Raw genomic sequence first — 26386 nt, forward strand, 5'->3', positions numbered from 1 at the left:
GAATTGCTGACTCAGGTGGACTGTCTACAAGAGCAAGTTGGTCGAGTTAAACGATACGGACAGTCAACGACTATTGCATGTGGTTGCAGTGTGCCAGTGGCTATGCCAGTGCCTCCATGCCGAAACAACCCTTCGATTTACATTGGTCGCCCGGTCGGCAATTCAAGCTTGGGGACTTCGGTGGAAGAGCACTGGCCGAGCCAGTGGCACCCGATACCAACCCGTTGCTTCAGGTGCCAGATTTGCGAGAGTCGCCAAACTCGAGTGTGCCACAGGCTGTGCCAGTGCCTCCATGCCGAAACAACCCGTCGATTTACATTGGTTGTCCGATCGGCGATTCACGCTTTGGGACTTCTGTGAGGGAACACTGGCCGAGCCAGTGGCACCCGATACCAACCCGTTGTTTCACGAGAGTCGCCGAACATCAGTGCCTCTTTGCCGAAGCAATACGGTGAAATTGATTGCCCAAGTTTCCAATGCTCATGAGACTGAATGCTTCGTGGGATAACGTTCGCAGGGTGTTAGTTGACAAACGTTACCACTTGCATCAACAGATGTTCCAACCGTTTGCTGATCGATACCGTGTAACGGCTCCGCCTCATGAACTTCTGACGATGCTGGGAACGGATTGAGTGTGTTGCCCACAACGATTGTCATTGATTGCCGGATCGGGGATTCATGCTCGGGGACTTCGTTGGGGGAGCACTGGCTGAGCCAGTGGCACCCGATACCAACCCATTGTTTTACGAGAGTCGCCACACTCCAGTGTGCCACTGGCTATGCCAGTGCCTCCATGCCGAAGCAACCGGTCGATTTACAGTGGCTACCCGTTCGGCGATTCACGCCTGGGGACTTCGGTGAGGGAGCACTGGCATAGCCAGTGGCACCCGTTACCATCCATTGTTTTGGTTGCCAGAGCAACGAGAGTCGCCAAGCGTCTTGATTGGACCATTGTTGTACTGAGTTGTCGGCGATGGATTGTCCGGGCAATGCGTTGTTGATTTTGATGGGGTAGCCGTCTAGTTCATCGATCCGCCATCGGCGCGGACTGTTTGCCCGGTCAGCCATCGCCCCGACTCGCTCGCGACAAATGCGACCACTTCCGCAATGTCATCGGGATGTCCAAGCCGTCCCAAGGGAGACATGGCAGCGTATATTTTCGCCGCTTCGTCGCTCTGTTCAAACATTCCCGGGACCGTCGCGCCGGGCTGGACGGAGTTGACAGTGATGTCGCGCTCACCGAGCTCTTTCGATAACGAAACCGTCATCGCGTCCAATGCCGCCTTCGTCGCGGAATAGACGGCCGTGCCGGCCATCGGCCGGGCGGCGAGTCCGGACGAGATGAAGATCAGACGTCCGTTGCGACGGAGTCGCTTCGCAGCTTCGTGAGCCGTTAGAAACGAGCCACGCAAGTTGACTGAAACCATCGCGTCGAATTGCTCGATCGTCATGTCGACGATGGGGCATTTAGTGATCGTCCCTGCATTCACGACCACCGCGTCGATGCCACCAAATGTTTCTTCGGCCGTCTCGAACAGCTTACAAACCTGCTGCGGATCGGCAACATCCGCGGCCGCTTTGATCGCGGCGCCGCCGCGCGAGACAATCTGCTCGACAACCGCAGATGCGCCCTCTTCGTTGGATCCGTAATGCACCACGACCTGGAAACCGTCATCCGCCAATTTTTGGCAGATCGCCCCGCCGATCGCTCCGGAACCACCGGTGACGATGGCGGTCTTCGATTGCTTATTTGTCATGCGATTCCATGCTCGGTGTCGTTGAAGATTCGGGGGCTGAGCCACGCGATCGCATCGCGTCGATCGAGTAGTCATCGTAGCGACGGAGCAGCCACAGAGTAAAGCATGCTGCCAACATCGGGATCGCGGCAAAGAAGAGCAGGTGCGGGTAGGTCCAAGGGTCGGCGTATTGCTTGAACGAGCTGAACGTTGAAATGCTGTACAGGATCAGGATGATCGGATAGCTGATGCTTCGAAACGCGCCGAGAGCGAACGCGATCACAACCGCCAGCTGGATTGCTCCGATGCCGTACGCCAGCGAACTGCTGAGCGAAGGGACCATGTAGAACTTCTTGAATACCGCGGCTGCATGTTCCGGGTTGACGAACTTGTCGATCGTCCACATCAGGAAGACGCTGGTGATGCCAAGACGCATGAGCAGCAGGCAGAGCGCGAGTTGTGGTCGCAGTTTGGGGTCGGAGGTAGACACGCGATTCTCCTCGATGAGATGGATGAGAGGCTAGCGTGAATGGAACGATGCGGGCGTTCGATTCCGCTATGGTTCATGGTAGGCCGACGTCAATGGCGTCGGATATACCTCTCGTTGACAACCGTCGAGCAAAACGAATCGCCGCGCACTAGGTTCCATTGAGCGTCGTCGTTGGAGTGAAGCCTTCAGGCGATCGGTGCTGCGGATAAGGCAAATGAATTCGCCGAAAGGTTCGACGTCAACGCTTCAAAACTCGAGTGCGGCACGATTGGACTCTTGCGACCTCAGTTGGAATCCGTTGGCACCAAGTCGTATCGGTAGGCGTGTTGATCCAACGGTCGAATCCAAACGTTGCGGAAGCGAACCGCGTCGCCGTGGTCTTGAAGGAACAGCGGTCCGGTGGTCGTTGCAATTTGCTTCTTCCAAATCGCCTTCAAGTAGTCGGTCGTGCCCGAACGGTAGGGATGATAAACGCTGCGCGGTTCACCGAATTCGGCAGCGTCTTGAACCAATTGTCCGTTCAACCAAGCGGTGATGGTTCCGTTGGCTGTAACTTTGCCATCGGAATCGCGGCGCGGAGCACGGTAACGGATATCGTAGACCAGCCATACACCACGGACTCGCTCGGCGGGGACCAACGGTTTGCTAAACCCATAGATCGCTCCCATGTCCGAATCACCCAGTCGCTTCTTATCTGCCGAGTGGATGATCTGCATTTCGTAGTTCCCGTGGATATACAACCCACTGTTTCCAGGCCCATCTTCCGGAAGCATGAACTCGGCGTGGATATCCGCGTCGCGAAAATGCCACTTCAAAACGATATGGTTTGCTTTCTGGCCACCCGAACTTTCGAGGGTTCCATCCACCACGGGCCAATCGATCGGTTCACCATGTTTATTGAGGAAGCCGACATCGGCCCCACCATCAAACAACACGATCGCGTCGGCGGGAGGTTCGACTGGCAAGTGAGTCTGGTCGGGTTGGAACTCGAGCGTTTCCCCCGGTTCCTTCGCGGTCGCCGATTCGACGGCAAGGAAGACGGTTAATGCCAATGGAATCAATCGCAGCGGATGCAAGTCGTTCATGGGTAGCTATCGTGGAGTGCAGGAGCGAAGGAGATTGCCGAGCAGCCATTGTAATCTATCGACGCAAACGATGATTTGCGCTGCGCGATGGCTTCCTGCATCGATCTGAATCTCGAGATCAAGAACCCGTCCAGGGACTTCATCTCGTCTTGCGCCTTCAAAATAGGGTTCAGGCTGCCGGGGATCGGTCTACATTGAAGTCGCGGAAATCGAATCGGCTGCAAACCAGCAACGGACAGTGCCGCTGAAAAGTTGACTCGGCCCCGTTTCCATGCTCGATGCTGCAAAACACCTGCTTGACACCCCCAAAATTGCTGCCTATCATCTGCTGTTGATATTGCGTCTCAATGTCACCGCTCATGTCAGCCAGCCAATTGCATTAGCCAGCCAGATACGTGGGATACCTGTCGTTGCGCCGATTGCGCGCATGAACCGTTCCCTACCCAAATTTGAATTTGACTGGCCATGCCTACCCCGACCCCTCGCCAAAGTAGTCCCTCCAAAACCCTCGGTTTCACGCTCGTCGAACTGTTGGTGGTCATCGCCATCATCGGCGTATTGGTGGGACTGTTGCTTCCCGCCGTCCAATCCGCCCGCGAAGCGGCTCGCCGCATGCAGTGCAAAAACAACGTCAAGCAGATCGCCTTGGGGATGTCGATGCACGAACATACCTTTGGGCACTACCCTTATTCGCGGACTGGATCGCTGTGGCGTATCCTCAGCTTCGTCGAACAAGAAGCGTTGGCAAACGTCTTCAACGACGCCAAGCACCCCAACTACGACGATCCGGCCTCCTCCGAATACCGCTGGGGTTACAACGCCCAGATCGGGACCGCTTGGAGCAACAAAGCGGATTTGGATATCGCGGCGGGAACCAGTTTGTCAGTCTTTCAGTGCCCAAGTGCCACTGGAACGCGAGCTGTTGAAGACAGCGGCGTCGCACTGGGCGTATCCGATTACACCACTCCGCGCGTCCCTGCGTTGCGTCCCGTCGGCCATCCGCTGTATTACCAGAGCGGTGAGCCTCAGATGCAGTTCAGCACCGCGATGACTCCCGCCTCGGGATCGCGAAATCGCAATCCGCTGAACAAAGGTGGCAAGGCTCGCGACATCACCGACGGGTTGAGCAACACGATGATGTACTACGAATGTGTCGGTTCGCCGGAGTTGTTTGTTCGCGGGACGGTCGCCGCAGCGACTGGCGGTGCCAGTCTCGCTTGGGCAGGCAGTGGAGACGGCGTGAAGATGCGTGCTTACGCTTCGGACAACTTGACGGCCGACACGTCGGATACCGCTCGAGGGATTTCGTCATCGGGCGACCCCACCGTTCCCGACAACGCCACCGACTGCACCGCTGGCGCCGCTTGGGAAGCGGCCATCGATACCTGTGGCAGCTTTCGCGTCATGAATCACACCAACAAGAGCCAGCCGTACAGCTTTCATCCCGGGATCGTGAACGTCGGCTTGTGCGACGGTTCCGCGCGATCGCTCAGCGAAACGGTCGACATCGGCGTTTTCCTGAACCTGATGCTCCGCAACGACGGCCAGGTCTTGGGCGAATACTAAGCGTCGACCGCCTACCGTCGGTACCAGCCGACGATAACCCCGTAGTGGACGAGGTCACGAGTCCCCTTTCTGAACCGTAGTGGACGAGGTCACGAGTCCGTTTCCCGCCAAAACATCTGACGGTTACGAGCCCCTGTTTTCGCGTAGAGATCTGGCAGAGGACTCGTAACCTCGTCCACTACGTTTTTGTTCTGATCTTTCGCGGGGGGGCTTTCATGAGCAAGCGAGATCACCTTCGGCGACTTCCACGCGGACACTATCAAGCCGACGCGATGGTGCACTGGACGCTTACGGTGCTGGAGCGAAGGCAGGGATGGCTGTCTAGTGTGTTTCTTTTTCGCTTTCGTGAACTGCTAACCCATTCGATGTTTCGGTTTGGTTTGGCGTGTCCCATTTTTTGCCTCATGCCGGATCACTTGCACATGATCTGGATGGGGTTTTGCAACGGAAGCGATCAGCTGAACGCGATGAAACACTTCCGAACACACTGCAATCATTCGTTGCAACGGATTGGTTATGAACTGCAGGATCAAGCTCACGACCATGTGTTGACTGAGGACGAACGTCGTGAGGCCGAATTTCTAAACGTTTGCGAATATGTTGCACGAAACCCGGAGCGAGCCGGGCTTGTTGAACGTGACCGATTCGCATCCTACGGATTCACTGGCTGCCTTGTGCCCGGCTATCCCAGCCTGCGACCTTTCGATCCCGACTACTGGGATCAGTTCGATAAGATCATCGCCTTCCTGCGGATAAACGGTCTGATGAGAACGCCGTAGTGGACGAGGCTACGAGTCCTTTGCAGAGACGTAGTGGACGAGGCTACGAGTCCATTTTCGTCGGCATCGAAAGCTGTAAGGGGGACTCGTAACCTCGTCCACTACGTAGTCAGCGCCGCCCGAAGGACGGACAATTTAGCTGGCTCAGGCCCGCGCCATATCTTGCAACATTCTGCCATTTATCATTCTGCCAATCGTATAGATCAGGCGAATTATGGCAGGATGATGTGAGCAGAATGACTTGCAGATCGGCCTCCACATCGCGAAGCTTGACGCCGAGAAATAGAATCGCAAGGATCAGAGGAAAGCTGTACTTCATGTTCTAATACCTATTCATCGCCCGTCTGAAGTTCCAATACGGCAAAGATGGCTCGGTGGTCCGATGCGACCGCCTCGTCGAGCACTTTGAACTCGATGATCTTCCAGCGTATGGCGGGGCTGTGCAAGATATAGTCGATCTGAATCGTCGGCTGCGTCACCGGGTAAGTTGCCATCGGTGTTTGATTGGCGGACGTCCACTTCGCCTGCAACCGACGCAGGGTTTCGCTGTCGGGACGGGCATTCATATCACCCGCTAACAACGCAGGAAGTTGGGGGTGGCCGTCGAGCCGTTCATTGATGAATGTCGCCGAAGCGAGGCGTTCGCGTTGGTCTGGGCGATGATCCAAGTGAGTGGCCAGCAGCCGCAGCGGCTGATTCGATTTCGGCAGCGCGATCTCCGCCTCGATCATTCCACGCTGCTCGCCGTCGTCGATGTTTGGTAACCGATGATTTTCGTGTCGGATGATCGGGAATCGCGAGAGGATCGCGTTGCCGTAGTGGCCTCCTTGTAGGTCGATGTTGGCACCGAAAACTACATTCATTTTAGTCAGCCGTGCCAGTTCCGCAGGCTGATCCACGTCGCCCGATCGTTTCACGTTCTTATCGACTTCTTGTAGCGCTACCACATCCGGCTTGACCGACAGGATCACGTCGGCGATCCGCTGCAGGTCGAGCTTGCTGTCGACTCCTGCACCATGATGGATGTTGTAACTGAGCACTCGCAATCGGATGGGCTCTGCCGAATAGCCTTCGGCCCGAAACGTCAGCAACATCACTGCCAACACCATCAACTTGAGTATATGTTTCATCGATTAAGAGACTCCTTGTTCCACCGATCGCTTGATCGAGGGATTCGAATAATCGCCGCTTGGCTGTTGAGCGGCGATTGTGTGTTTGTTGATACGAAAATGCTTCGTGCCCAAATCCGCCTGCACCAATAAGGAAGCGCTGATTCGTTTGGCTGAGCTAGCCAGTGAGCGTCGATTCTGTTCAGTCACGCATTGCATGACAACCCTCAACATTTCGACTAAATCATGGGGGAAGGTGGTCGATACTGGCCCCACGGCCTCCGGCCCAAATGCATACGCTGGTGAACGCACCCTGCGTCCAGACTTTTTGTCTCCTCAAACGTACAGGCACAGGGGTCGCATTTGCGGTGGCTTGTCGTCGGCGTAGAAGGTCGCTGCGATCCAACGTGCTGTTTCGGGACGCGATACCGGCGGTGGATAAATCCTGGAAAGGCTTCAGGAAATCGATTCCGCTATTGGCTGGTTGCCGATTGCGGACGCATGGGGATAGCTGACTGCAGTTTCGGCCTTGTTGTAGATGTGGCAATGGATCGTGAGCAGCGCGTGGCGGCTAATTTGCCTAAGCACAAACTCTGATTAGCCCTGCTGGCAAGTTGACGGCATTCTCCAGTGCGATCGCGGTTTGGGTACAATGGAAGTGCACTTCCCTTTCCATCGGTCCCAACAAAGGAATTGAAAGCTGGACCCATCAATTCAAGAAGCGATCTGTCGGCGGATGTCACAACGTCGCGGGGAATCGGTTGCGATCGACGGCTTTCGGGCGTTATCAGGGGGAAGCATCAGCGAAGTCTGGCTTGTCGATCTGTTGCCCGATGGCCAAGTCGTCGCCAAGATCAATGCGGACGATTTTCAGCCTGCGTTCGAGCTCGAATCCCAAGGGCTCGCTGAACTCCGCGCGATCGGCGCGATCCGTGTCCCAGAACCGCTGGCGGTCGAAAGGGTTAACAATCGGGTGCTCTTCATTTCCGAGGCAATCGGCCGCGGCGATCACCCGCCTGATTTTTTTCGACGTTTTGGACAGCAACTCGCCTCTCTGCACCGCCGATCCCAACGCGACCCGACGTCGCGGTTCGGCTACCGCGCCGATAATTATTTGGGCTCCGCACCGCAGCCCAACGGTTGGTGCGACGACTGGCCGACCTTCGTCGCCAAACATCGGTTGGGGTTCCAAATCGATTGGGCTCGGCAGCAATCGATCGGAAGCCGCGATTTGTTTCCATTGGTCCAGAGTGTCATCAAACGTTTGCCAGCGATGCTGGCGGAGGCGAGCGAGCCGCCCGTGCTCCTACATGGTGACCTTTGGAGCGGCAATTATCTTTGCGATTCCGACGGCCAGCCGGTGATCTTGGATCCAGCGGTCTACTACGGACATCGCGAAGCGGAGTTGGGCATGCTGTTATGGATGGGCAATTGTCCCAACGAATTCTATGAAGCGTACAACAAATGCTGGCCGCTTCGATCAGGCTGGCGCGAGCGGGCCGAAGTCTACACGCTGTATCATCAACTGAACCACCTGAATCTGTTTGGTGCCGGCTATTTGTCCTGTTGTGTGGCAACGGCTCGTCGATTGCTTCGCTAGAAAGCTTGGGATCGACCATCACCCGATGGGGTTCACCGCTTGGTCTTCTCCGTTGCGTGCAAGCCGGTGTAATCGTCTCCATTGAGACTTCGGACCACCGAACGCATCCAGGAGTTCAGTTCCTTCTGCATCCGCTTCAATCGAGCTTGTTGCTCGGGTGCACCGGAAAGATCGGTTGCTTCCATCGGATCATCCGCCAAATTGTAGAGCTCGTAGGTTTTGCCGTTGATGCGATGGAGTTTCCATTGCCAGTTGGTCCAGGCCGCATGTCCCGTGGCGACGTCTTCGGAGAACTGCGGAAATTCGTCGACGTCTTTTCGGATCCGCGGTTCGTCGTGCGGCAGGGGAGCTCCGGCTTGCTGCTTTTCCATGATCGCTTTCTGGATCCGGTCGCTATAGGTGGACTGCCCTTGCTGGAACTTGTGCCAGAACCCCAGCGGCTTGCTCCGTTTGGCCGTCTGCCCCGCGATAATGTCGCGGATGTCGATGCCATCGAGTGGTTGTGGAGGCGTCGACTGAATCCCAGCCATCGCTAGCAGGGTTGGATAGATGTCGCAGGTCCAGGCTGGCACCGCGGTTCGTCCGCTGATTTTGCGAGCGGGCCATTCGATGATCGACGGAATTCGTAGGCCCCCTTCGTAGATGCTCCCCTTTCGCTGACGACCACCCGACGTCGCTGCGTTGAGGCCGCCGTTGTCACTGCAATACCAGAGGATGGTGTCGTCGGCGATCTCCATGCGTTTCAGCTCCCGACGCAATCTTCCCAGCTGCTGATCCAGCAGGGTGATTTCGCGATAATAGCCGGCCTGTTTTTCGCCGTCATAAAGCGAAGGACCTTCGGGGACTTCCTGATGCGGATCGTGGGGTGAGGGGAACCAAACGACGGCAAACATCGGCTGCTCGCCCTGTTGATGTTGCTGCAGGAATTCGAGGGCATCGTCCATCGCGAGTACCGATCCCTTCCCCTGCCGATGTTCGATCTTGCCATTGCGACTTAGATACGGATCGTTGTCGAAGTAGTTGAGCCCGATGACCCATTCATCGAATCCCATCCCGCTGGGGTTGCACGGCGAATCGGGTTGCCCGGAGCCCAGATGAACTTTGCCAAAAATTCCCGTGACGTAGCCTGCATCCTTCAGTGATTCGGCGATCGTTTGTTCGTGAGGACGCATGTAGCGGCCGTGGTTGGTGACCTTGGTGCGAATCGGCGAACGTCCGGTCATCACGCTGGCACGCGTCGGCGAACAGACAGGTGCAGCGGAGTAGAAGCGATCGAACACGAACCCCGCCGCCGCCATCGCGTCCAGTTCCGGGGTCTGCACAAACGGATGTCCGTTGTAGCCGACGTCTCCCCATCCCTGGTCATCGGCCATGACAAGAATGATGTTCGGCTGCGATTCGCTGGTGCTGTCAGCCCTGGTTTCATTGGCCCGCAGCTCTGGAATCGGGAACAACAGAAACGGCAAGACAAGCAGGCGGTGCTTTGGAAAGATCATGGCTGGTTTCACTTCGAACAAAACATTTTGAAATAGAAGGTGAAGGCTCCAGCGACGCAACGCGGCGCTGAAGCGGTTGATGGCTAGTGCAGCGTCAAAACTAAAATTTGGGGGGTAGTGGAGGAGGTCACGAGTCCTTTCGCGATAGAGATTATGGGGACTCGTGACCTCGTCCACTACCATCAGTCCTGAAGTCAAAGTTTGACAATCCATTCGCTGTCCATTTCAGCGAGGAGATCGGCACAGATATCGTAACCGCCGCATGGACCGTGAGGGACAGGTTACTGTAGAACGTCGGTCGATTCATGAGCGGCGGCCATGGAATCGCAAGCAAGGCGTCGGTCGAAGGCGATTCGATTTCATAGATTCACCGGACCATAGCCTTTGCCTAGATTGGGGGCCGTGCGAATCGCATTGACAACATACAGCTTCGCTTGCTCAACAGCTTCAACCAGCGGCATATTCTGTGAAAGGCTTGCGGTGATCGCTGCGGAAAGAACGCATCCGGTGCCGTGAGTACTACGTGTATCGATTCGCTCTCCGCCGATGCGATGAAACTCATTTTCGGTGAACAACCAATCGACCGACTCCGAACCGACTTGACCTCCTTTGACGAGCACATTTTTCGCTCCCAATTGATGAATCATCTGTGCAGCCATTTGCATCGACTCCAAATCATCCACCTCGATGTTTGCTAAACGGGCGGCTTCCATCCGATTGGGGGTGACCAAGAACGCATGCGGCAGCAATTCGCGACGGAGCACATCGATCGAAGCATCGTCCAGTAGCGGCACGCGATGCTTGCTGATCATGACCGGATCGACCACCAAGGGAAAGTGGAATGAGGAAGCACGCTCGGCGACCGCATGGATCATCGCGGCGCTACCGAGTGCCCCCGTCTTGGCTGCCGTCGGCGGAATATCGTCGAGTACAGCATCCAATTGTGCCAGAACAAACTCGGGATTCATTTGTTCGATGGCGTCGACGGTTTGTGTGTTTTGCACCGTCAACAAGGTAACGACACTGGTGCCGTAGACCCGATGGGCGTGAAATGTCTTCAGATCCGCTTGCAACCCCGCACCACCGGAGGGGTCCGAGCCAGCGATAGTTAAAGCAACATGCAATGTAAGGGTTCCAAGAGCAACAGAGGATGAATCGCGTTGGGGAGCAATGCGAACATGCCCCGATCGCGATTAGTTTATCGCGTTCTGTTTTCTGAAGCGACGTGATGCAGCGCTGGAAGAGTCGAGAACAGGAGGGCGTGATGATCACCTCTGTTCGATTCCTTGAAGACTGGGATAGACCACGACTGGCGGGGACAAGCCGGGGATTATTCAGAATCCTTCCAGGAGAGAACGAATGACCGAGAACCCCAGTCAGCAGCAATGTTTCGAGACGGACTCATTTTGCGTTGCTGCATGTCCCCTTTGCGTCGCATTCAACGGCGAGCTTTTCCTGCGGGCGACATCCCGAATGGATCCAAGACGAAAAGCCGGAGGGTGCCGCGCAGCGTTGCACCTCCGGAACGTGATTTTCGATTACGCTATACGCCACGATCGTGGCGAGTATGACGTCGTTGCCGCGACGATTCAGGGTGGCTGTCGCTTCCCAAAGTCGTCAACCCAATGTTGGCGATCTTGGTAGTTGAACAGACAGGATAGAGAGGAATTGGATGAGCGATCGTATTGTGTACCTACTGGGGTTGGCCTTGTTCACAGCGGCCGTAGCGGTGGCGTCCGAACCGAAGCCCGATCGGGTCTGGCCATTGGACTCCGTCTCCTCCAAGCAAATTCGGTACAAAGGGAGTTCCCCCGCGGATGTGGCTGGAGTTGACGACCAATCGCTTGTTCTGAAAGGCAAGTCGCTGCTTGAAGTCAACGACTCTGCCACGGTCCCCAACAGCCGGAAGCCGTTCAGCTTGGTCGTCTGGTTCAATCCCTACAATCTCGATCGCGGCCAACAGATGATCGTGGCGAAGAATCGCTACGCTTTGAACCAACGCGAGTGGGGGATCATGATCGACAGCGACCAGAAGCTGCGACTGTACGTTCAACAAGGTGGTTGGAAGACGGCCCACTCCGACGCGACATTCAAGCCTGGGACATGGCATCAGGTAGGGCTGGTCTTTACGGATGACAAATCGGAATTGTGGTTGGATGGCGAACTGGCCGGCGCTGTCGAACTGACGCAACCGATCCCGCAGACAAACGCTCCGCTAACCTTCGGCGGCGTCGATGATGACGGCCGAATCAGGCAAACCATGATGGGAGCGTTGGACGAAGCGATGCTCTTCAATCGCTCGCTCAAGCCAAGCGAAATGGAATCGCTCTACAAACCGGTCACGGCGACTCACCCGATCCCCGACTTTGCCGAACCGTTTCCAATCTGGAACGCGGCTTCGCCTCTGCCCGTTGCTGCCGAAATCCCCACACTCAAAGGCGTCAAGTTTCATGTGATCAAGAAGTGGGATCGGGAAGCGGACGGGTACACCTTCCTACACGGCGTGGGACTCGGCTGGCACAAGAACAAACTCTACGCCTCGATCGGGCACAACAAGGGAGCGGAGAATACCGTCAGCGAGGAAGCTCAATACCGCGTCAGCGAGGACCAGGGGCAAACCTGGAGCGAACTGCGAGTGATCGATGCGGGGGAAGAACCCGATCTGGCGGTCAGCCATGGCGTCTTTCTCTCGCACGCTGGCAAACTGTGGGCCTTCCACGGAGCCTATTACGGCAAGATGCAGAAGATCCACACGCGTGCTTATTCGCTCGACGAAGCCACGGGGAAATGGGATCCGCATGGCATCGTGATCCGAGACGGCTTCTGGCCGATGAACCAGCCTGAGAAGATGGACGATGGCAACTGGATCATGCCAGGAATCTCCGCAGGCCCTTATTCCAACAACAAGATATTTCCGGCGGCGGTTGCGATCAGTCGCGGCGATGATTTCACCAAGTGGGACTATGTGGAGATCCCAACCGGCGAAGGGATCGATCGGATGTGGGGTGAATCCGCGAATTTTGTCGATGGAAAGCGAGTATTCAACATCGCCCGCTACGGCGGCGGAGCTTCGGCTCTGGTCGCTGTCAGTGAGGACTATGGACGCACCTGGACACCGTCGCGAATCAGCAACTTGCCAATGGCCACATCCAATCCCGTCGCGGGAACACTCAGTACGGGGCAGCGATACCTGATCTGCACCACCGCCCGAAACAATGGCGGCAAGCGCACTCCACTTACGATCGCCGTGACCGCTCCCGGCGAAAACGTCTTTCAAAAGGTGCTTGTGATTCGTCGTTCCCAGCACCCTGTTGAACCGGGCGAATCAGCGGACAGCCTGAGTCTTTCCTATCCATGCGCGATCGAACACGACGGACAGCTCTACGTCGGCTACTCCAACAACGGCGGCCGACGCGGCAACCTCAACAGCGCCGAACTGGCGATCATCCCAATCGCATCCCTTCAATAAAACGGATGTGATGGTTTCCAGGCCAACGAGAGCACGGGCTTTCCTATCCCATCTTATCCTGGCGTTCGCCTGGTGAGTGCAGGCACCTCCGCAGATGCGTTTCCCCGCATCGTGCGGTTCCATCGACGAAGACAACGATTTGATGGATGGCACAGCTTGCGGATATCGGGACGACAAAACATCTAGCCTGCATCGATTGCCTCAGTTGTCGATGCGATTTGCCGGTGTGCCAACACCTTGCAAATCTGCTCCCGCGTTTTCACTTCCCAGGGTGCAATTTCTGAACATTTGCCCAGTAGGGATTGAAAGCGAATCCAACAGACGATGGTCGTGTGGAATGCTTACCTCGACGGGCTCGGCAAATGTAATCTCGTCATGGAGTACAGGAGTCCGCGACCAAGTGGCTCTTAGTCCGCTGGCCAGCGACCACCGCACGGTTCTACCACAGTCATACCACTTAAATTCGCCACGGCGAGGCTGCAGAGAACGTGTATGTATAGAAATTTAGAGCCTTTTTTGTACTGTCCCAGTGGGAAGGCATTGAGTTCCGTTTGGGGTGGCGACTAAGATTCCCTTAGGGATCGGCTCGCGTCGCTATGGGGACATGGTGTACCGATCGACTCCTTTGACGATTCCGGCCTTCTCGCGCAATCAGCGCGGAATGGCAATTTTATCCCTGATTTTTTGGGCTCGGTTGAAGTATGTACTATCGAAAGAACAGACAAAATGCAGGCTTCACGTTGGTGGAACTGCTGGTAGTGATCGCCATTATTGGCATTCTAGTTGGATTGCTGTTACCTGCCGTGCAACAAGCGCGGGAAGCAGCGCGTCGCATGCAGTGTTCAAACAACCTAAAGCAGTTGGGCATTGCGTTGCACAATTATCATGACACGTTTCAAGCCATGCCATCGGGTTACATCGATATTCGTAACCTCAACTCCGTGGTGGACAACAAGGGGCACTGGTCTTGGTCCGCTTTTATCCTTCCGTTTGTCGAGTTAGGTAATGTCCAAGACATTTTGGATGTCGGGCGAACGACGCCATCCGAAGCGCTGTCCGTTCATCAGGACGTGATGCAGTCGTTGTACCCAGCGTTTCGCTGCCCATCGGATACCGGTCCGGACCACAGCAGCACCTCCCAATGCGCTGGATGCTGCATTGAGAACTCGACGGGTGACAACCTCGGTTTGTCGTTAACGAACTACTTGGGAGTCAACAACTCTGCCTATCCCCGTGCACTTAAGGCGACAAATTTCGGTGATGGCACCTCCGGTGCAACTGGGATTTTCTTCCGAGATAGCGACACGCGATTTCGAGACATTGTCGATGGGACCTCGAATACGCTTATGGTTGCCGAACGTGCATATCGCGTCGGAAAGAGTGCCTATCTTGCGGGTGAGTTATTTGCGGCGCGAGATTACAACGGCGGTGGGCCGTCGAATTGGCAACACGGTAGCGATGCTGCTCAGGGGGTCCCCCGCATCTTGTTGACGACGATTTTTTCGCCCAATAATCCAACGGGATCGGCGGCCACAATTAACCACAATGCGATGGGAATGAGCAGCTTGCATCCGGGCGGCGCCCAGGTCTGCTTCGCGGATGGTTCGGTGCGTTTTCTTGCCGAGACGATCCATAGCAACACCAGTGGAGCGACCGACACGATCATGGAGTACTTGGGGAATATGGGCGATGGTGAAGTGATTGGCGAGTACTAATCAATTTGATCGAAGCAATCTGGAATGCATGAATTTTACTAATTTGGAGTTTTAAGTTTGGATACTCGTCTGTTTTCTTTGCGCCACATCGTCGCTCCCTTTCGCAATCTCAGCGGCCTCACATTGGCCGTCAGTTTGATTTGTTGTTTGGCTGTAGGGTGTGGTGGGCCTGGTGGGCCTGAGCTTGCACATGTCGAAGGCACCGTAACCGTCGATGGCAAACCGATCGACGGAGCGTCGGTAACGTTTGAACCTGCCGGTGGTAGGCCTTCGTTCGGAATCACCGATGCCAACGGTCACTATGTTCTGGAGTTTACCGCGACCCGAGAGGGAGCGCTTCTGGGCGAACACGTTGTCCGGATTACAACCGTTCGAGCTGGCAGTGGCGGTGAAGGTGCGGAGGCTTTGGTGGAGGCACGCAAGGAACTTTTGCCTGATACATGTCACGCCAAGTCGGAACTGGTTGCTCAGGTGGAATCGGGAAGTAACTCGCTCGACTTCAACTTAGAGAGTAAGTAGCGAAGTGGTGGGCATTGCCGCACGGTGTCCACCAACACTCGCAACTGACACCATGCTCACAACTTCGCTGGAAGAACAAGCCGCCGGTATTCGTACCGCGCGGCTTTTTTTGTTTAGAACGTGTCTCCCGACACCAGCTTTTTTACCGTGACGAATTCGTCGCGGTCGGATTGAGTGGCGAAACCCGTCCTAGGTTGGTTGTCTTTTGTTTGACGGCGAACGCGGGACCTGAATCAAAACTTTTATCGTTCATCGATATGGGGCGGGCGTTTGTGACTCCACTGTTTCGATCGAGTTCAGATCCAGCCGTCGACGCAGTGTACTTTTCCCACGATCGTCACGTCTTCACGTTGTATCGATCCGGCACGTGAAAGATCCGCCAATACGGATGCACGGCGTCGGTAGCTTCGCCGTCTGGCGATTCGAGCGGAAGGCCTGCGCGGCACCATCCGAGGATGCTGTCGCGATAGTTCGTCGCTTCGATGCCGCGGGCAGCCAGTTTGCATGCGTATAAATAGCTGCGTCCGCCCACGGTGCAGTAGGTCACCACGCGTCGGCCGGCGAATTTTTCATCCGAGCTGGCTTCAAATTCCTGTTGTGTGATCGCACCGGGAATCCGAGAGACGGCTCGTTCCGCATCGCTTCGGACATCGATCAACACCGGCGGTGTTTGGCTTGAATTGAGTGCGTCGCGGAGCGCTGCTGTCGAGATTGTCTCAACCGCCGGCCGACCAAGCGATCGACGCACCGCCTCGATCGCCCCGAATGAAGCGTTACAGAGTCGAAGGACGATATCGCCAGCTGCCATGAAAATTCACCGCGTCGCTAACAGCGACCACCTTCGCAACAGGTCTCGCAGATTCGATGGCACACCGTGCATTGCAACTTGCCTCGGATGTCGATCAATCGACCACCACAGACCGGACATGCGGGAACCGAAGCTTTTACTGGATCTTGCTTTTGCGGCCGTTCGTCGGAATCGTTCTGCATCGTTTTGTCTTCTCCTTGCGGTTCAGTAGTCGATCGTATCGTCTCACAGCGTCACGCTTCCGAAAAGATGTCGCTAAAGGGACGCAAGTACCGTCGCTGCTGCGACCAATCGGCGATGGCAAAGATCACGCTTGAAAAGACGCCTGCAAAGTCACCTTCTAACGCGTCTCGGAAATCCTTCGCCGTTTGCAGCGGATTGTTGCCAAACGCACCACATCCCCATGCTCCCAAGACAAGTGAGTTGTATCGATAGGCATGAGCAATCGCAAGAACGCGGTCGATTCGTTGCCGAAGCATTTTTGCCGACCGCGTTCGCCCAATCGCAGGAGCGTACGGTGCCGCGCACGTGAGGAAGCTGAGCAACCAAGGTTGATCGTACTCCATCCCCGCGTCGTCGCGAAAGACAGGCACGTCGGGCGACAGGATCGCCCACGCACTCGATGCCGCCGGATCGGTCTCGCGGTGAAAATCATACATCGGATCGCCGATTAGAGTCGCGTACAACGCACTGCAGCGGCAGAGCGCTTCCTCCTGAGCCGTCGCGCCACGCAAGAATCCGCCTCCTGTCTCGACCCCGTTTGCAAAGTTCAACGCCAACGGCCGATACCCTTGTTCCAACAGATCGCGAGCGGCAGCGAACGTCGTTTGATTGGCAACGGTGACATGCGTCTCCGAATACCTGTTGCTCTCAACCGGAGGCAGCAAAGCGTATGGCGAAATGGAAACCTTCGACGCTTTTGCCTTTTGGATCGACGCAGCCCAATCAACGGTCCCCGTGTCGGTGAGGTATTCACCACGGTCGATTGCGTCCAGAGCCGACCGCCCGAGCGACTCCGCAATTTCCTGACGAATCTCCAGAACACTCTGGTTCATGCGAGCCAGTTCGTCGGAATCGACAACCGGCAGGAAATGCAGCTTACTCATCGCGTTATCTCACCATCGTATCAATCGCTCGGATACCGTTTACCATCCTACGCAGCCAACAAGGAGTCTTTTAGTTTAACCGCGTGGGCAACGCCCCACGCTTTTGGTGCCTGCGCGGCCTGAATCGCTCGCGAGTACCTCATCGCAGCCTGTTCCCCGTTCAGCATCAGCTTGGTCGTGATCCAAGCTGCTCTCCTCGACTCTCCCAGCTTTCGAGAGATCGATCGCCTTAATTGGCCATTGAACTCGTCGCCGTCCTCGTGAGTGGCACGTTCGTCGTCGAGACAGCCCTTCATTCGTCATCAACACTTGGGAGTTGTACCTGGTGCCGACAATTTTCCAAGCGACACGTCCGTTGGTGTTCCCTTCGGCAACGATCGCCGCACCGGCACTGGGACTATTGAAGTACACGTCTTCGGCGAACTGGATTAGAACTTGATCCGACAGCCCGACCAGCTTCTTTTCGTCGACGGGGTGCTGTCGCAGTGCTCGGTAGCTCGTCCAACTGTCGCGGGGCCCAGCGTTGCTGTCGATCCTTTGAGCACCACGAATCGCCGTCGATCTCTTTCGCAGTTGCTCTTGGCTCCCCCAAAAACATGCCCGTTCCGAATCGCTCGTGCTCGGCAAGCGGGAGCCACGCAGGCGAGCTTCGGGATTCCCAGCACTGTTTAATAGGGCGGGGCGAGGCGGCGGAAGCCGTGGTAGAGAACGATTTGCAGGAACAGCAGATTACGGAGCAGAACCGCGATAGGGTTAACTGTCGGAGCCTTGGTCGTGAAGCGTGACACCGCTCCGCACTGCTGAGGGGCTTTAGCAAAATCGACAGTGGCGAGCGTCTCGGCCACCTTCTGCATCCATGCGATACTCCGCGGATACTCTGCAATTCCCTCGATCCACGCATTCGGAATGCCGTCGCGACGGACTCCCGAACCTACAATTCCACCGACGATCGCGGCTGTCGTGTCTGCTTCTCCCCCACAACCGATGATGCTCGTAACTGCGCCGCGAAAGTCATTCGGATGCGACAACCAGGCATGAATCGCCACCGGAACCGTGTGGTCGATGTAGCCGGTGACGCCGCGAGTGAGTCCGAGAGAGTCTGCAAAACGCCGCGTCGACTCACCAGCCTTCACGCTTTCGATGGCTCGGCGAAGTAGAGCGATCAACTCCGTTGCCTCGTTACCAAGTGTATCGCGAACTTGTTCGAACCAACGGTTGGAATCGATGGCGACATGTGCTCCTGAGTGTCGGGCAGCGAGCGCCACCGCGATTGCACCAAATTCTGCTTTGGGATCGGTGTGCGTCATTCGAGTCGAGGCTCGGATCATCTCGAGCATTTGGGAAACGTCTGGGATCGCCACGCCAAAGATCGCTGCCCGCATCGCCGGACCGTTCCCGGCGGAAAAGACACCGGCGGAAGTTGGCTTCATCCCCAACCATAACTTGATCGCCGAACGTGCGGTCGCCATTCCGACTCCCGCGGGCAACGCCAAGATCCACCACTTCAACCGCGTTGCGAATCGCTCGACGAAGAGATCAACATCGCCACCCGCTTCAATCAATGATTGGGCGACCATGCAGGTGTGTTCGGTATCGTCGGAAACCATCCCGCGTCCAAAAAAGAACCGATATCGGTCTGGCGGACCGAGTAAGCGGGAAGCTCTATCGGGAGCGATGCCTTCGTAGGGTAAGCCCATCGCATCGCCGACGGCGGTTCCCAAGATGCACCCGACGATGGCTTCGCGTTGCAAAACTACGCTCATGAATCCAATGCCCGTAGATGCTCAATGACTTGGCTGACACGCCGCGGTAGCGAACCCGAAAGTTTAACGAAACGGATGTTGCGGCGAATCAGATCCGCTTCCATCTTCGCTTGAAAATCGTTGCGGTGCATCTCACCGCTTCGATCCCAAGTGTCATCGTAGGGGATGTCGGTGTCGCAAAGAAAGCAGAGTTGGTATCGACGGGAACATTCGTCAGCCAACTGTTCAACCGTCGGATCTGCTGTGCCGTGGTAATCAAGAGAGAATTGATACGTGGTCGTTGCGTCGGTATCGACAAACAGATAGCGGTCGGCATCCAAGATCACATCGTCTTCGCGTTGACGATGCCCGACTGCGATTTCAGCCAATTGCCCTAGTGTTAAGCACCGGTCGATTTGATGTGTTTCCCAGTACTCGCGACCAAATTCCGGCACCCACTTCGTTTTCAAACGCTCGGCCAGTTCGCGAGCGATTGTTGTCTTGCCCGTCGAAGGGGCACCGAGAAAGACAACCTTCTTAATCAGGTCGCGATAAACGATCGGAGCCAGGAAACTGCGGTACCGATAGGGGGCTTCGCGAATCGCGGTCCCCGAAATCGGGATCCGTGTTCGAGCTTCATCCACGCGACAGTCGATCGCTCCCAACGCCTGACTCACATGCCTGCCATAAAATTCGCTACTGTAGAAACGCGTAACGTCCCGTCCGGTGAGCAACCGGCACAAGTAGGCGTCGTGAAGGGCGGTGATTTCGGGAGCAGCCCCAACAATGGTCGGGCCATCGGTGGCCAGCACGACCTCGACGCTCGGGTACAACGTCTTAATCCAAGCGGCTCGCGTTCTTAAGGGGACCGACGTGACTTCCGGAGCGTCGTAGATCACCACGATCACGTGATCGTTCTCGGCAATCGCTCGCTCGATGACCATTTGGTGCCCCCGATGCAACGGTGCATATTTACCTAACGTTAAGCCCAATGTCATGCTGCGATCGCCTCGATTTCCTGTTTCCGTCGCTGCTTGTTCCAAGCCAGGAAGCCGATGGTGGCGAGAATCAGAAACGCAGTGTAGAGCACTGCGGTCGCGTGGAGGTCTTTCGTATAGTAGACCCAGATAGCAACGCAGTCGACGCAGATCCAGAATCCCCAATTTTGAAAATACCGTCGAGCCAGCAATAGCTGAGCGACAAGACTGGCCACCGTTGTAAATGCGTCGGGATAGGGGAGCGAGGCATCTGTCCATCGCGCCATTGCCCAGCCAAGGGAAACGGTTCCAATAACCGTGACGGCGATCCAACCCACAAGCCACGACATCGGAAGCGACTTTACGATCAGGTTCTCATCCCCCGCATCATCACGAGTCCAGCAGTACCAACCATAAAACTGCAGTCCGACGTAAATCACATGCAGCACCAAATCCGAATAGAGTTTCGCATCGTAAAAAATGATGATGAACAGCAGGACCTGAATCAAGCCGGTCGGCCAACACCAAACGCTGCGACGAATCGTTAGCAGGACGCACAGGAAACCGAATCCGGTCGCGGTAAGTTCGATCAAGTTCATCACAGCTGTTTTTGCCGTCCTCAGACTTCTGGAAAAGCGTCTCAAGCAAAGGGTAGCGACAGTTGGCCCTCGATTGCGATCGCTTCATTTGGACGCCGTCGAAAATTCTAAACGAAAATGACGCCTGCGGGGATTGCGTCTTCGCAGGCGTTTGATCGTGGCTTATGCGAACCACCTCGCTACGGATCGCAGCTACGCTCCCTTCCCCAACGCCGCAGTTCGACGGATTCGACTTCTCAGACGAAGCGGGCTGCGTCGTTTTCTAGGAACGCTGCAGCGCACAGTACGAAAGTATCGCCATTGGAACGAAGGCGGCCGTAGTGGACGAGGTCACGAGTCCCCTTGTAAACGCGACGGCAACGCCGGTTGAGTTGGGACTCGTTACCTCGTCCACTACGGGGCATCGCAGGTCGTTAATGGAACTCGGATAACGCAGCGGGTGCCTACTTGTTAGGCACGAGCCGTGAATTTGACGAACTGCGTTAGGTCGGCTGCATTTTGATCTGCGGCTGTAAGTGGCGTTCACACATGGGTTTGGAACGAATCTTGCCGACGCAATGACGGCGATTCAATGACGACTGGCGCGGAAGTTGCCTTTTGCCTGATATCGACCACGGGCGGATTTGCTGGCCAATGGGTGCACGGGGTGCTCATTCGATTCGTTCCTGTCTTTGCTAACGGGAGTTGTACGCATGCCTTACGCAAACTGGAATACGATGTCGAAAACTAGCGGTATTCCATATCGGAATCTGATCCTCGTTGTTCGCGCCGATCCGATTATCTGCGGACACTCAACCGAAGCTCGCAATCTTGCCGAAGCCGCTCGCGCGGCGGGGATCGAAAACGTCCATATCGTCAGCTACCCGTTGGATGTCTTGGCCGAATCGGGACTGCCGCTGAAGCCCCTGGATTCAGTCGCTCCCTATTCGCCGGGGATCTTCGTCGATCGTCCCGAACCGGTGGGAGACTACAAAGTTCTCGACGGTCGACTCGGCTATGCGATCGCAGGTCACTTGATCGATCTTGTGAATCGATTGCCTGGACGCACCGCGATCATGAATTTGTACCTCGTGCCGCATGGCCAGATGGTGATGCAAAGTGTGGAAACGCTTCGCGGCATGGGAACGCGAGAAGCTCCCGCGACGATCGCCGAAGCTGTCGGTTCGGATGTAACAAACGTTGTCGCAAACGCTCTCTCCACTGGACAGCTTGGAGCCGCCGCGATCGTCCTACAAAACTACCTCGCCCACGATCTGCCGGTTGCCGTCAGCGAATACACGCGGAAGTTGATCATCGAAGCGGGCCAACAGGTCGACGAGCGACTGAAGACAACGTTCGCCTACCAACTGGAATCGCGGGTCCGGATCAGCTATCCCGCGATCGATACCAGCGTCTACTTGAATGTCGCTGAGCAAGCGGAACAAAACGCCAGCGTGCTCGCAGGTCGCGGGCTCTCGCCCGATGGATTCCTACTGTTCCTCAGTCGCCTGAGCAAAGCAAAGGGGGTGGACGATCTGATTCGCGCCTACCGGGCCAGTCAACTTTATGGCAAGAAGGTGTTAGCGATCTGTGGCACCGGGCCCGATGCCGACCGTTTGATTGAACTCGCCGCTGGCGATCCCAACATTCGTTTCTTCGATGACGTTGGAGACGAAGAAAAGTTGGCGCTGATGCACAGCTGTTATGCTTATTGTCTGCCGAGTAAACCACGTCCCGAATTCACCGAAACGTTTGGGATCGCAATTGCCGAAGCGATGCTCTCGGGAGGACTGGGACCGGTGATTACAACGCGAACCGGCGGGATTCCCGAAGCGACCGGGGACCATTGCCTGTATCATGCTGCCGGCGACGTTGCCGATCTGACGTCCAAGTTGAACTTGGTGGCGTCGATGTCCGACTGGGATCGAGGCGGTTTGTCGCGAGCGGCGCAGCAATACGCTCGGCGTTTCGACCGCGCCGTGATCCTCGATCGCTTGCTTTCCGCACCGGCGATTCGCGCGGTTGCGTAATCCGCCCCGCCCGATGTTTCCCTACCGGCCCCCCTTTTTTGAGAACGACGAAGACTGATGCTTGAAGAGAATCGCGAGGCGGAGCGATCGACGTATGAGCCCGCGCGGCCACGCGATTGCGTGAATCCCTTCATCGGTACCGAGCCGGTGGATCTTCCGCCGCCGACAGGTTTGGCGGCGAAATGGTGGTGGCCCAAACCACAAGTTGGCAATACGCATCCGGGGGCTTGTCGGCCAATGGGGACCGTCAGTGCGACGGCCTACACCGGCGGTTATCCGACCGGGTATGGCCGCTATGGGAAATCGCTCGAAGGCAAGCCGGTGCCGTTTATCGATCGGATGCTGGTCTCCGGCTTCACCCATTTCCAGCCCTCCGGTGTCGGCGCGATTCGCAAGTACTACAACTACTGTCGCGTCACGCCGCTGACGGCGGAAATCGGTGGTCTGGGTGCGTTGGGAACGGCATGGGAGGTGTTGGATGAACAGGCATCGCCCGGTTACTACGCATGCCGCTTGGACAAGTCAGGGATCCGGGCTGAGATCACTGTAACGCCGCGTGGCGCCGTGCATCGCTATACCTTTCCCAAGTCGGAACGTGCGTCTTTGGCGGTCGATTTTTCGCACGGCGGCATTCATATCGAAGATGGCCGGACGATTCCTCTGCGCGCCGAATTTCGTTTACTCGGCACGCGGACCGCTGAAGCTTGCGTGACGATGGAAGGGCTGCCGATTCGGGCCGCTGTGGAGGTGCATGGCTTTGGTCCCGCCGATTTTGAGTCGAGCCTTTGGGTGGCGGGAGAACCGTTGACCGGCGAGCGTGAAAAGTCGTACGACTACATCCGCGAATCGAACTATCAACCCTTTGGAGTCGTTTTCAGCGGCCCAACCGAAGAAGGACAAGTTGTCGAAGTTCACGTCGCCTTCTCCTTCCGCAGTCGACAACAAGCGTGGCGAAGTCTGTCCGGTGGAGCACGCGATTTCGACTCCGCTCGGACCGTGACGGAGTCGTGTTGGGACGAAAAGCTCGGGCGAATCGACGTCAGCGGCGGCACGGAAACCGAACGCCGCGTCTTCTATTCGGCTCTTTATCACAGCTTGATCAAGCCGTGCGAAGCGAACGACGAATCGCCGTTTTGGCCCTGGGACGGTCCCTTCTATTTCGACTTCAGCACGATGTGGGACATGTACAAGACACAGCTGCCGCTGGTCCTGTCGCTCTTCCCGCAGCACGGCGCCGACTTGATTAACTCAATGCTGACTGTCGTCGAAATGGAAGGCAATTTTCCAATCGGTTATCGGCTAGCACGCGGGTACGACCGATTCGCGCATCAGGCCAGTGCGCTGGCGCACGTCGTGATCGCCGATGCCTTCAACCGCGGCTTGGAGGGAATCGACTGGGACCGTGCCGTGACGATGATGTGGAAAGATGCTGGCCGCGCGTATGGCGAAGCCTTTTTGCAAGACGGCGTCGTCCATCCGATCACGCATACGCTCGACCTGGCTTACGGTTGTTACTGCACCGCGCAAGTTGCTCAAAGCATTGGCGACGACGCGACAGCGACGAAGATGATGCGGCTGGCGGGCCGATGGTCCAACGCTTATGACGACAATGGGCTGCTGCGTGAATCGACCTATTACGAGGGGACGCTCTGGAACTACAGTTTCCGTTTGTTGCACGACATGGCGGGGCGGATCGCGTTGCATGGTGGGGACGAAAAATTCGTCGCCGATCTCGATCGGTTCTTCGGATTCGGGGCTCCCGACGTTTCGATCCCCGGTCGCCAACCGTCGGCCGAAGAGATGGCCGAAGGTTACGCGTTGGGGCGATTTGAAGGTTTGAATAACGAACCGGATATGGAAGTTCCGTACGCCTACGTCTATGCCGGTCGGCACGATCGGACCTGCGAGATCGTTCGTGCGGGGATGGCTCAAATGTACGGTGACAGTCCCGGTGGGATGGTCGGGAATGACGATTCGGGAGCGATGAGTTCTTGGTATGTCTGGAACGCGATTGGCCTGTTTCCCGTCGCCGGCCAGAACGTCTACCTGATCGGGTCGCCAATCTTCCGACGCAGCCAATTGCGGTTAGGGAACGGCAGCATCTTCACGATCGAAGCATCTGAAACGTCGGCGGAGCGTAAATACGTCGCCTCCGCCACACTCAACGGCAAACCGCTACAGCGTCCCTACCTTCGCTGGCAGGACATCGCCGCCGGCGCGACCCTGCACCTGGAAATGACCGCCAAACGGACCGCCTGGACCACCAAACGCCCGCCGTCGGTAAGCGTCAGCGAATGTTGATCCATAGCTCAATACCACGTCACGAAAACTCAGTGCCTCCGTAATAGCAGTCTGTACGTCTGCATGATGATGTCTCTCACAAAGGCACGAAGTCACAGAGGGATGCGAATTTATCATTCTGTAACTCGGCCAAAACTCCGTGCCTTAGCGCCTCCGTGAGAAACGTTTGTTCGCCAGCATGGAGATGACTCTCACAAAGGCACGAAGGCACAGAGGAAAGGGAGTTTGTCTAAATGAACTTGCCAAAACTTCGTGCCTCAGTGTCTCCGTGAGATACGTCTTTTCCCTGTATGATGATTTCTCTCACAAAGGGCACGAAGGCACAGAGGAAAGCGAATTTATCTGTCTGCAACTCGCCAAAACTCCGTGCCTTGGTGCCTCCGTGAGAAACGTTTGTTCCCCGGCATGATGATTTCTCTCACAAAGGGCACGAAGGCACAGAGGAAAGCGAATTTATCTGTCTGCAACTCGCCAAAACTCCGTGCCTTGGTGCCTCCGTGAGAAACGTTTTGTCCCCAGCATGATGATTTCTCTCACAAAGGCACGAAGGCACAGAGGAAAGGGAGTTTGTCTAAATGAACTTGCTAAAACTCCGTGCCTCAGTGCCTCAGTGAGAAACGTCTGTTCGCCAGCATGGAGATGTCTCTCACAAAGGCACAAAGGCACGAAGGCTCAGAGGCAAGCGAATTTGTCTGTCTGCAGTTCGCCAAAACTCCGTGCCTTAGTGCCTCCGTGAGAGCCGTCTTTTCCCCAGCACGAGAGGTCTCTTCCGAAGGCGGCTTGCCCAAGGCCGCGAAGCCTCACTCTGGCTTGCATACGGTTTGTGGTAGACTGCTGTAAAACCAGCACGGCTTGCGGAGCGGGCTGTGGTTTTCAGTTGCGCAGTTGTCGAGCGTCAGGAGCAAGAGTTGACGAGCAGAGAAATCGATCAAAAAGCCGCGATCATGATTGTGATCGATCACTTCGGCAACGTTCCGCCGGGCACCAAGTGCTCGGCTGTCTTCATCGATACGCCGAAGCTTCGTCGTGAGCAGGAGTTCTACGCGAAACTGTACAGCGAAAACGGTGTCCATGATCCTGAAATCCTTCGCGAGATGGTGGCGACGAATGTGCCCGACAATCCGTATTGGTTGGTCTCTTTAAAATACGTCGATGGGGCATTGGGAGATGTGAGTCGACTGCACCGCGTGGACGCCCGAACCGGAAAGGTGCTCGCCGAACCGACGTGAGTTTCCGCACCTGCCGTTGCTGCGGCTCTCGAATTGCCCCTCGCACCGTCT

22 protein-coding genes are annotated in these 26386 nt (G+C 56.3%); 9 read left to right on the top strand and 13 right to left on the bottom strand.

The genetic code is table 11. The annotated features are described in order from the left end of the window. Window positions 1-1019: 1019 nt before the first annotated feature. From Poly24_RS13460 to Poly24_RS13470, 3 genes are all read right to left on the bottom strand, one after another. Window positions 1020-1757, bottom strand: coding sequence for an SDR family oxidoreductase (locus tag Poly24_RS13460; RefSeq protein WP_145095997.1), 738 nt, complete (start codon window positions 1755-1757; stop codon window positions 1020-1022). Beyond that, window positions 1747-2226 (bottom strand): MauE/DoxX family redox-associated membrane protein, encoded by a 480-nt coding sequence (locus Poly24_RS13465; protein WP_197451881.1) that lies wholly within the window; start codon window positions 2224-2226, stop codon window positions 1747-1749. The genes Poly24_RS13460 and Poly24_RS13465 overlap by 11 nt, the downstream gene beginning before the upstream one ends. A 284-nt stretch (window positions 2227-2510) precedes the next feature. Then, window positions 2511-3311 carry a 3-keto-disaccharide hydrolase gene (locus Poly24_RS13470; RefSeq protein WP_145096000.1) on the bottom strand — a complete coding sequence of 267 codons (801 nt, stop codon included), beginning with the start codon at window positions 3309-3311 and terminating at the stop codon, window positions 2511-2513. 465 nt (window positions 3312-3776) lie between these two features. Between Poly24_RS13470 and Poly24_RS13475 the strand changes: the two genes are divergently transcribed. Continuing rightward, the gene (locus tag Poly24_RS13475; RefSeq protein ID WP_145096003.1) at window positions 3777-4877 is read left to right on the top strand and encodes a DUF1559 domain-containing protein; all 1101 of its coding nucleotides are present in this window, start codon (window positions 3777-3779) and stop codon (window positions 4875-4877) included. Window positions 4878-5344: 467 nt separating this feature from the next. Continuing rightward, on the top strand, window positions 5345-5656 hold the full coding sequence (locus Poly24_RS27425) for a hypothetical protein (RefSeq protein WP_231753124.1): 312 nt from the start codon (window positions 5345-5347) through the stop codon (window positions 5654-5656). 109 nt (window positions 5657-5765) lie between these two features. Here the strand turns inward: Poly24_RS27425 and Poly24_RS13485 are convergent, their stop codons facing one another. Together Poly24_RS13485 and Poly24_RS13490 are read right to left on the bottom strand one after the other, a co-directional pair. Further along, on the bottom strand, window positions 5766-5975 hold the full coding sequence (locus tag Poly24_RS13485; protein WP_145096009.1) for a hypothetical protein: 210 nt from the start codon (window positions 5973-5975) through the stop codon (window positions 5766-5768). A 10-nt stretch (window positions 5976-5985) separates the two neighbouring features. Beyond that, a complete protein-coding gene (locus Poly24_RS13490) occupies window positions 5986-6786 on the bottom strand; it encodes an endonuclease/exonuclease/phosphatase family protein (protein ID WP_145096012.1) in 801 nt (266 codons plus the stop codon). Between the two features lie 703 nt (window positions 6787-7489). Here Poly24_RS13490 and Poly24_RS13495 point away from each other — a divergent pair. After that, window positions 7490-8365 (top strand): fructosamine kinase family protein, encoded by an 876-nt coding sequence (locus tag Poly24_RS13495; protein ID WP_261343119.1) that lies wholly within the window; start codon window positions 7490-7492, stop codon window positions 8363-8365. 32 nt (window positions 8366-8397) lie between these two features. Here Poly24_RS13495 and Poly24_RS13500 read toward each other — a convergent pair whose 3' ends face one another. Beyond that, entirely contained in the window at window positions 8398-9861 is a 1464-nt protein-coding gene (locus Poly24_RS13500) for a sulfatase family protein (RefSeq protein ID WP_145096018.1), read from the bottom strand. A gap of 359 nt (window positions 9862-10220) precedes the next feature. After that, complete coding sequence (thiD, locus tag Poly24_RS13505) at window positions 10221-10985, bottom strand: bifunctional hydroxymethylpyrimidine kinase/phosphomethylpyrimidine kinase (RefSeq protein ID WP_145096021.1); 765 nt, start codon at window positions 10983-10985, stop codon at window positions 10221-10223. A 548-nt stretch (window positions 10986-11533) separates the two neighbouring features. Here thiD and Poly24_RS13510 point away from each other — a divergent pair. The 3 genes from Poly24_RS13510 (at window position 11534) to Poly24_RS13520 (ending at window position 15564) form a co-directional block, all read left to right on the top strand. Further along, window positions 11534-13330 (top strand): exo-alpha-sialidase, encoded by a 1797-nt coding sequence (locus tag Poly24_RS13510; RefSeq protein ID WP_145096024.1) that lies wholly within the window; start codon window positions 11534-11536, stop codon window positions 13328-13330. Window positions 13331-14031: 701 nt separating this feature from the next. Then, window positions 14032-15045 carry a DUF1559 domain-containing protein gene (locus tag Poly24_RS13515; protein ID WP_145096027.1) on the top strand — a complete coding sequence of 338 codons (1014 nt, stop codon included), beginning with the start codon at window positions 14032-14034 and terminating at the stop codon, window positions 15043-15045. 57 nt (window positions 15046-15102) lie between these two features. Then, window positions 15103-15564 (top strand): Ig-like domain-containing protein, encoded by a 462-nt coding sequence (locus Poly24_RS13520; protein WP_145096030.1) that lies wholly within the window; start codon window positions 15103-15105, stop codon window positions 15562-15564. Window positions 15565-15901: 337 nt separating this feature from the next. On the opposite strand, the gene Poly24_RS13525 is transcribed toward Poly24_RS13520, so the two are convergent. The 6 genes from Poly24_RS13525 to pnuC all read right to left on the bottom strand — a co-directional run bounded on the left by Poly24_RS13525 (window position 15902) and on the right by pnuC (window position 20796). Continuing rightward, window positions 15902-16312 carry a rhodanese-like domain-containing protein gene (locus tag Poly24_RS13525; RefSeq protein WP_197451882.1) on the bottom strand — a complete coding sequence of 137 codons (411 nt, stop codon included), beginning with the start codon at window positions 16310-16312 and terminating at the stop codon, window positions 15902-15904. Between the two features lie 77 nt (window positions 16313-16389). Continuing rightward, entirely contained in the window at window positions 16390-16554 is a 165-nt protein-coding gene (locus Poly24_RS27065; protein WP_197452621.1) for a hypothetical protein, read from the bottom strand. Between the two features lie 51 nt (window positions 16555-16605). After that, entirely contained in the window at window positions 16606-17478 is an 873-nt protein-coding gene (locus tag Poly24_RS13530) for a TIGR02452 family protein (RefSeq protein ID WP_145096036.1), read from the bottom strand. Between the two features lie 668 nt (window positions 17479-18146). Further along, window positions 18147-19229: an ADP-ribosylglycohydrolase family protein gene (locus Poly24_RS13545; RefSeq protein WP_197452588.1), complete on the bottom strand. Its 1083-nt coding sequence runs from the start codon at window positions 19227-19229 to the stop codon at window positions 18147-18149. An 8-nt stretch (window positions 19230-19237) separates the two neighbouring features. Then, window positions 19238-20218 (bottom strand): AAA family ATPase, encoded by a 981-nt coding sequence (locus tag Poly24_RS13550; protein ID WP_145096042.1) that lies wholly within the window; start codon window positions 20216-20218, stop codon window positions 19238-19240. Continuing rightward, window positions 20215-20796 (bottom strand): nicotinamide riboside transporter PnuC, encoded by a 582-nt coding sequence (gene pnuC, locus Poly24_RS13555; protein WP_145096045.1) that lies wholly within the window; start codon window positions 20794-20796, stop codon window positions 20215-20217. Before pnuC ends, Poly24_RS13550 begins: the two co-directional genes overlap by 4 nt. Before the next feature lie 716 nt (window positions 20797-21512). On the opposite strand from pnuC, the gene Poly24_RS13560 reads away from it, so the two are divergent. From Poly24_RS13560 to Poly24_RS13570, 3 genes are all read left to right on the top strand, one after another. Further along, on the top strand, window positions 21513-22805 hold the full coding sequence (locus Poly24_RS13560; RefSeq protein ID WP_145096048.1) for a glycosyltransferase family 4 protein: 1293 nt from the start codon (window positions 21513-21515) through the stop codon (window positions 22803-22805). A 57-nt stretch (window positions 22806-22862) separates the two neighbouring features. Continuing rightward, window positions 22863-25106 carry a GH92 family glycosyl hydrolase gene (locus Poly24_RS13565; protein WP_145096051.1) on the top strand — a complete coding sequence of 748 codons (2244 nt, stop codon included), beginning with the start codon at window positions 22863-22865 and terminating at the stop codon, window positions 25104-25106. A gap of 944 nt (window positions 25107-26050) precedes the next feature. After that, window positions 26051-26335 (top strand): hypothetical protein, encoded by a 285-nt coding sequence (locus tag Poly24_RS13570; RefSeq protein ID WP_231753644.1) that lies wholly within the window; start codon window positions 26051-26053, stop codon window positions 26333-26335. Window positions 26336-26386 lie beyond the last annotated feature (51 nt).

The sequence above is a fragment of the Rosistilla carotiformis genome (assembly GCF_007753095.1).
Lineage (GTDB): Bacteria > Planctomycetota > Planctomycetia > Pirellulales > Pirellulaceae > Rosistilla > Rosistilla carotiformis.

Bases quoted from the DNA above. Each gene is read 5' to 3' on its own strand.
- Poly24_RS13550 (WP_145096042.1), bottom strand. From the start codon at position 20,218: ATGACATTGGGCTTAACGTTAGGTAAATATGCACCGTTGCATCGGGGG.
- Poly24_RS13565 (WP_145096051.1), top strand. From the start codon at position 22,863: ATGCTTGAAGAGAATCGCGAGGCGGAGCGATCGACGTATGAGCCCGCG.
- Poly24_RS13490 (WP_145096012.1), bottom strand. From the start codon at position 6,786: ATGAAACATATACTCAAGTTGATGGTGTTGGCAGTGATGTTGCTGACG.
- Poly24_RS13515 (WP_145096027.1), top strand. From the start codon at position 14,032: ATGTACTATCGAAAGAACAGACAAAATGCAGGCTTCACGTTGGTGGAA.
- Poly24_RS27065 (WP_197452621.1), bottom strand. From the start codon at position 16,554: ATGCAGAACGATTCCGACGAACGGCCGCAAAAGCAAGATCCAGTAAAA.
- Poly24_RS13570 (WP_231753644.1), top strand. From the start codon at position 26,051: ATGATTGTGATCGATCACTTCGGCAACGTTCCGCCGGGCACCAAGTGC.
- Poly24_RS13530 (WP_145096036.1), bottom strand. From the start codon at position 17,478: ATGAGTAAGCTGCATTTCCTGCCGGTTGTCGATTCCGACGAACTGGCT.
- Poly24_RS27425 (WP_231753124.1), top strand. From the start codon at position 5,345: ATGAAACACTTCCGAACACACTGCAATCATTCGTTGCAACGGATTGGT.
- Poly24_RS13485 (WP_145096009.1), bottom strand. From the start codon at position 5,975: ATGAAGTACAGCTTTCCTCTGATCCTTGCGATTCTATTTCTCGGCGTC.
- Poly24_RS13470 (WP_145096000.1), bottom strand. From the start codon at position 3,311: ATGAACGACTTGCATCCGCTGCGATTGATTCCATTGGCATTAACCGTC.
- Poly24_RS13560 (WP_145096048.1), top strand. From the start codon at position 21,513: ATGTCGAAAACTAGCGGTATTCCATATCGGAATCTGATCCTCGTTGTT.
- Poly24_RS13475 (WP_145096003.1), top strand. From the start codon at position 3,777: ATGCCTACCCCGACCCCTCGCCAAAGTAGTCCCTCCAAAACCCTCGGT.
- Poly24_RS13460 (WP_145095997.1), bottom strand. From the start codon at position 1,757: ATGACAAATAAGCAATCGAAGACCGCCATCGTCACCGGTGGTTCCGGA.
- pnuC (WP_145096045.1), bottom strand. From the start codon at position 20,796: ATGAACTTGATCGAACTTACCGCGACCGGATTCGGTTTCCTGTGCGTC.
- Poly24_RS13510 (WP_145096024.1), top strand. From the start codon at position 11,534: ATGAGCGATCGTATTGTGTACCTACTGGGGTTGGCCTTGTTCACAGCG.
- Poly24_RS13500 (WP_145096018.1), bottom strand. From the start codon at position 9,861: ATGATCTTTCCAAAGCACCGCCTGCTTGTCTTGCCGTTTCTGTTGTTC.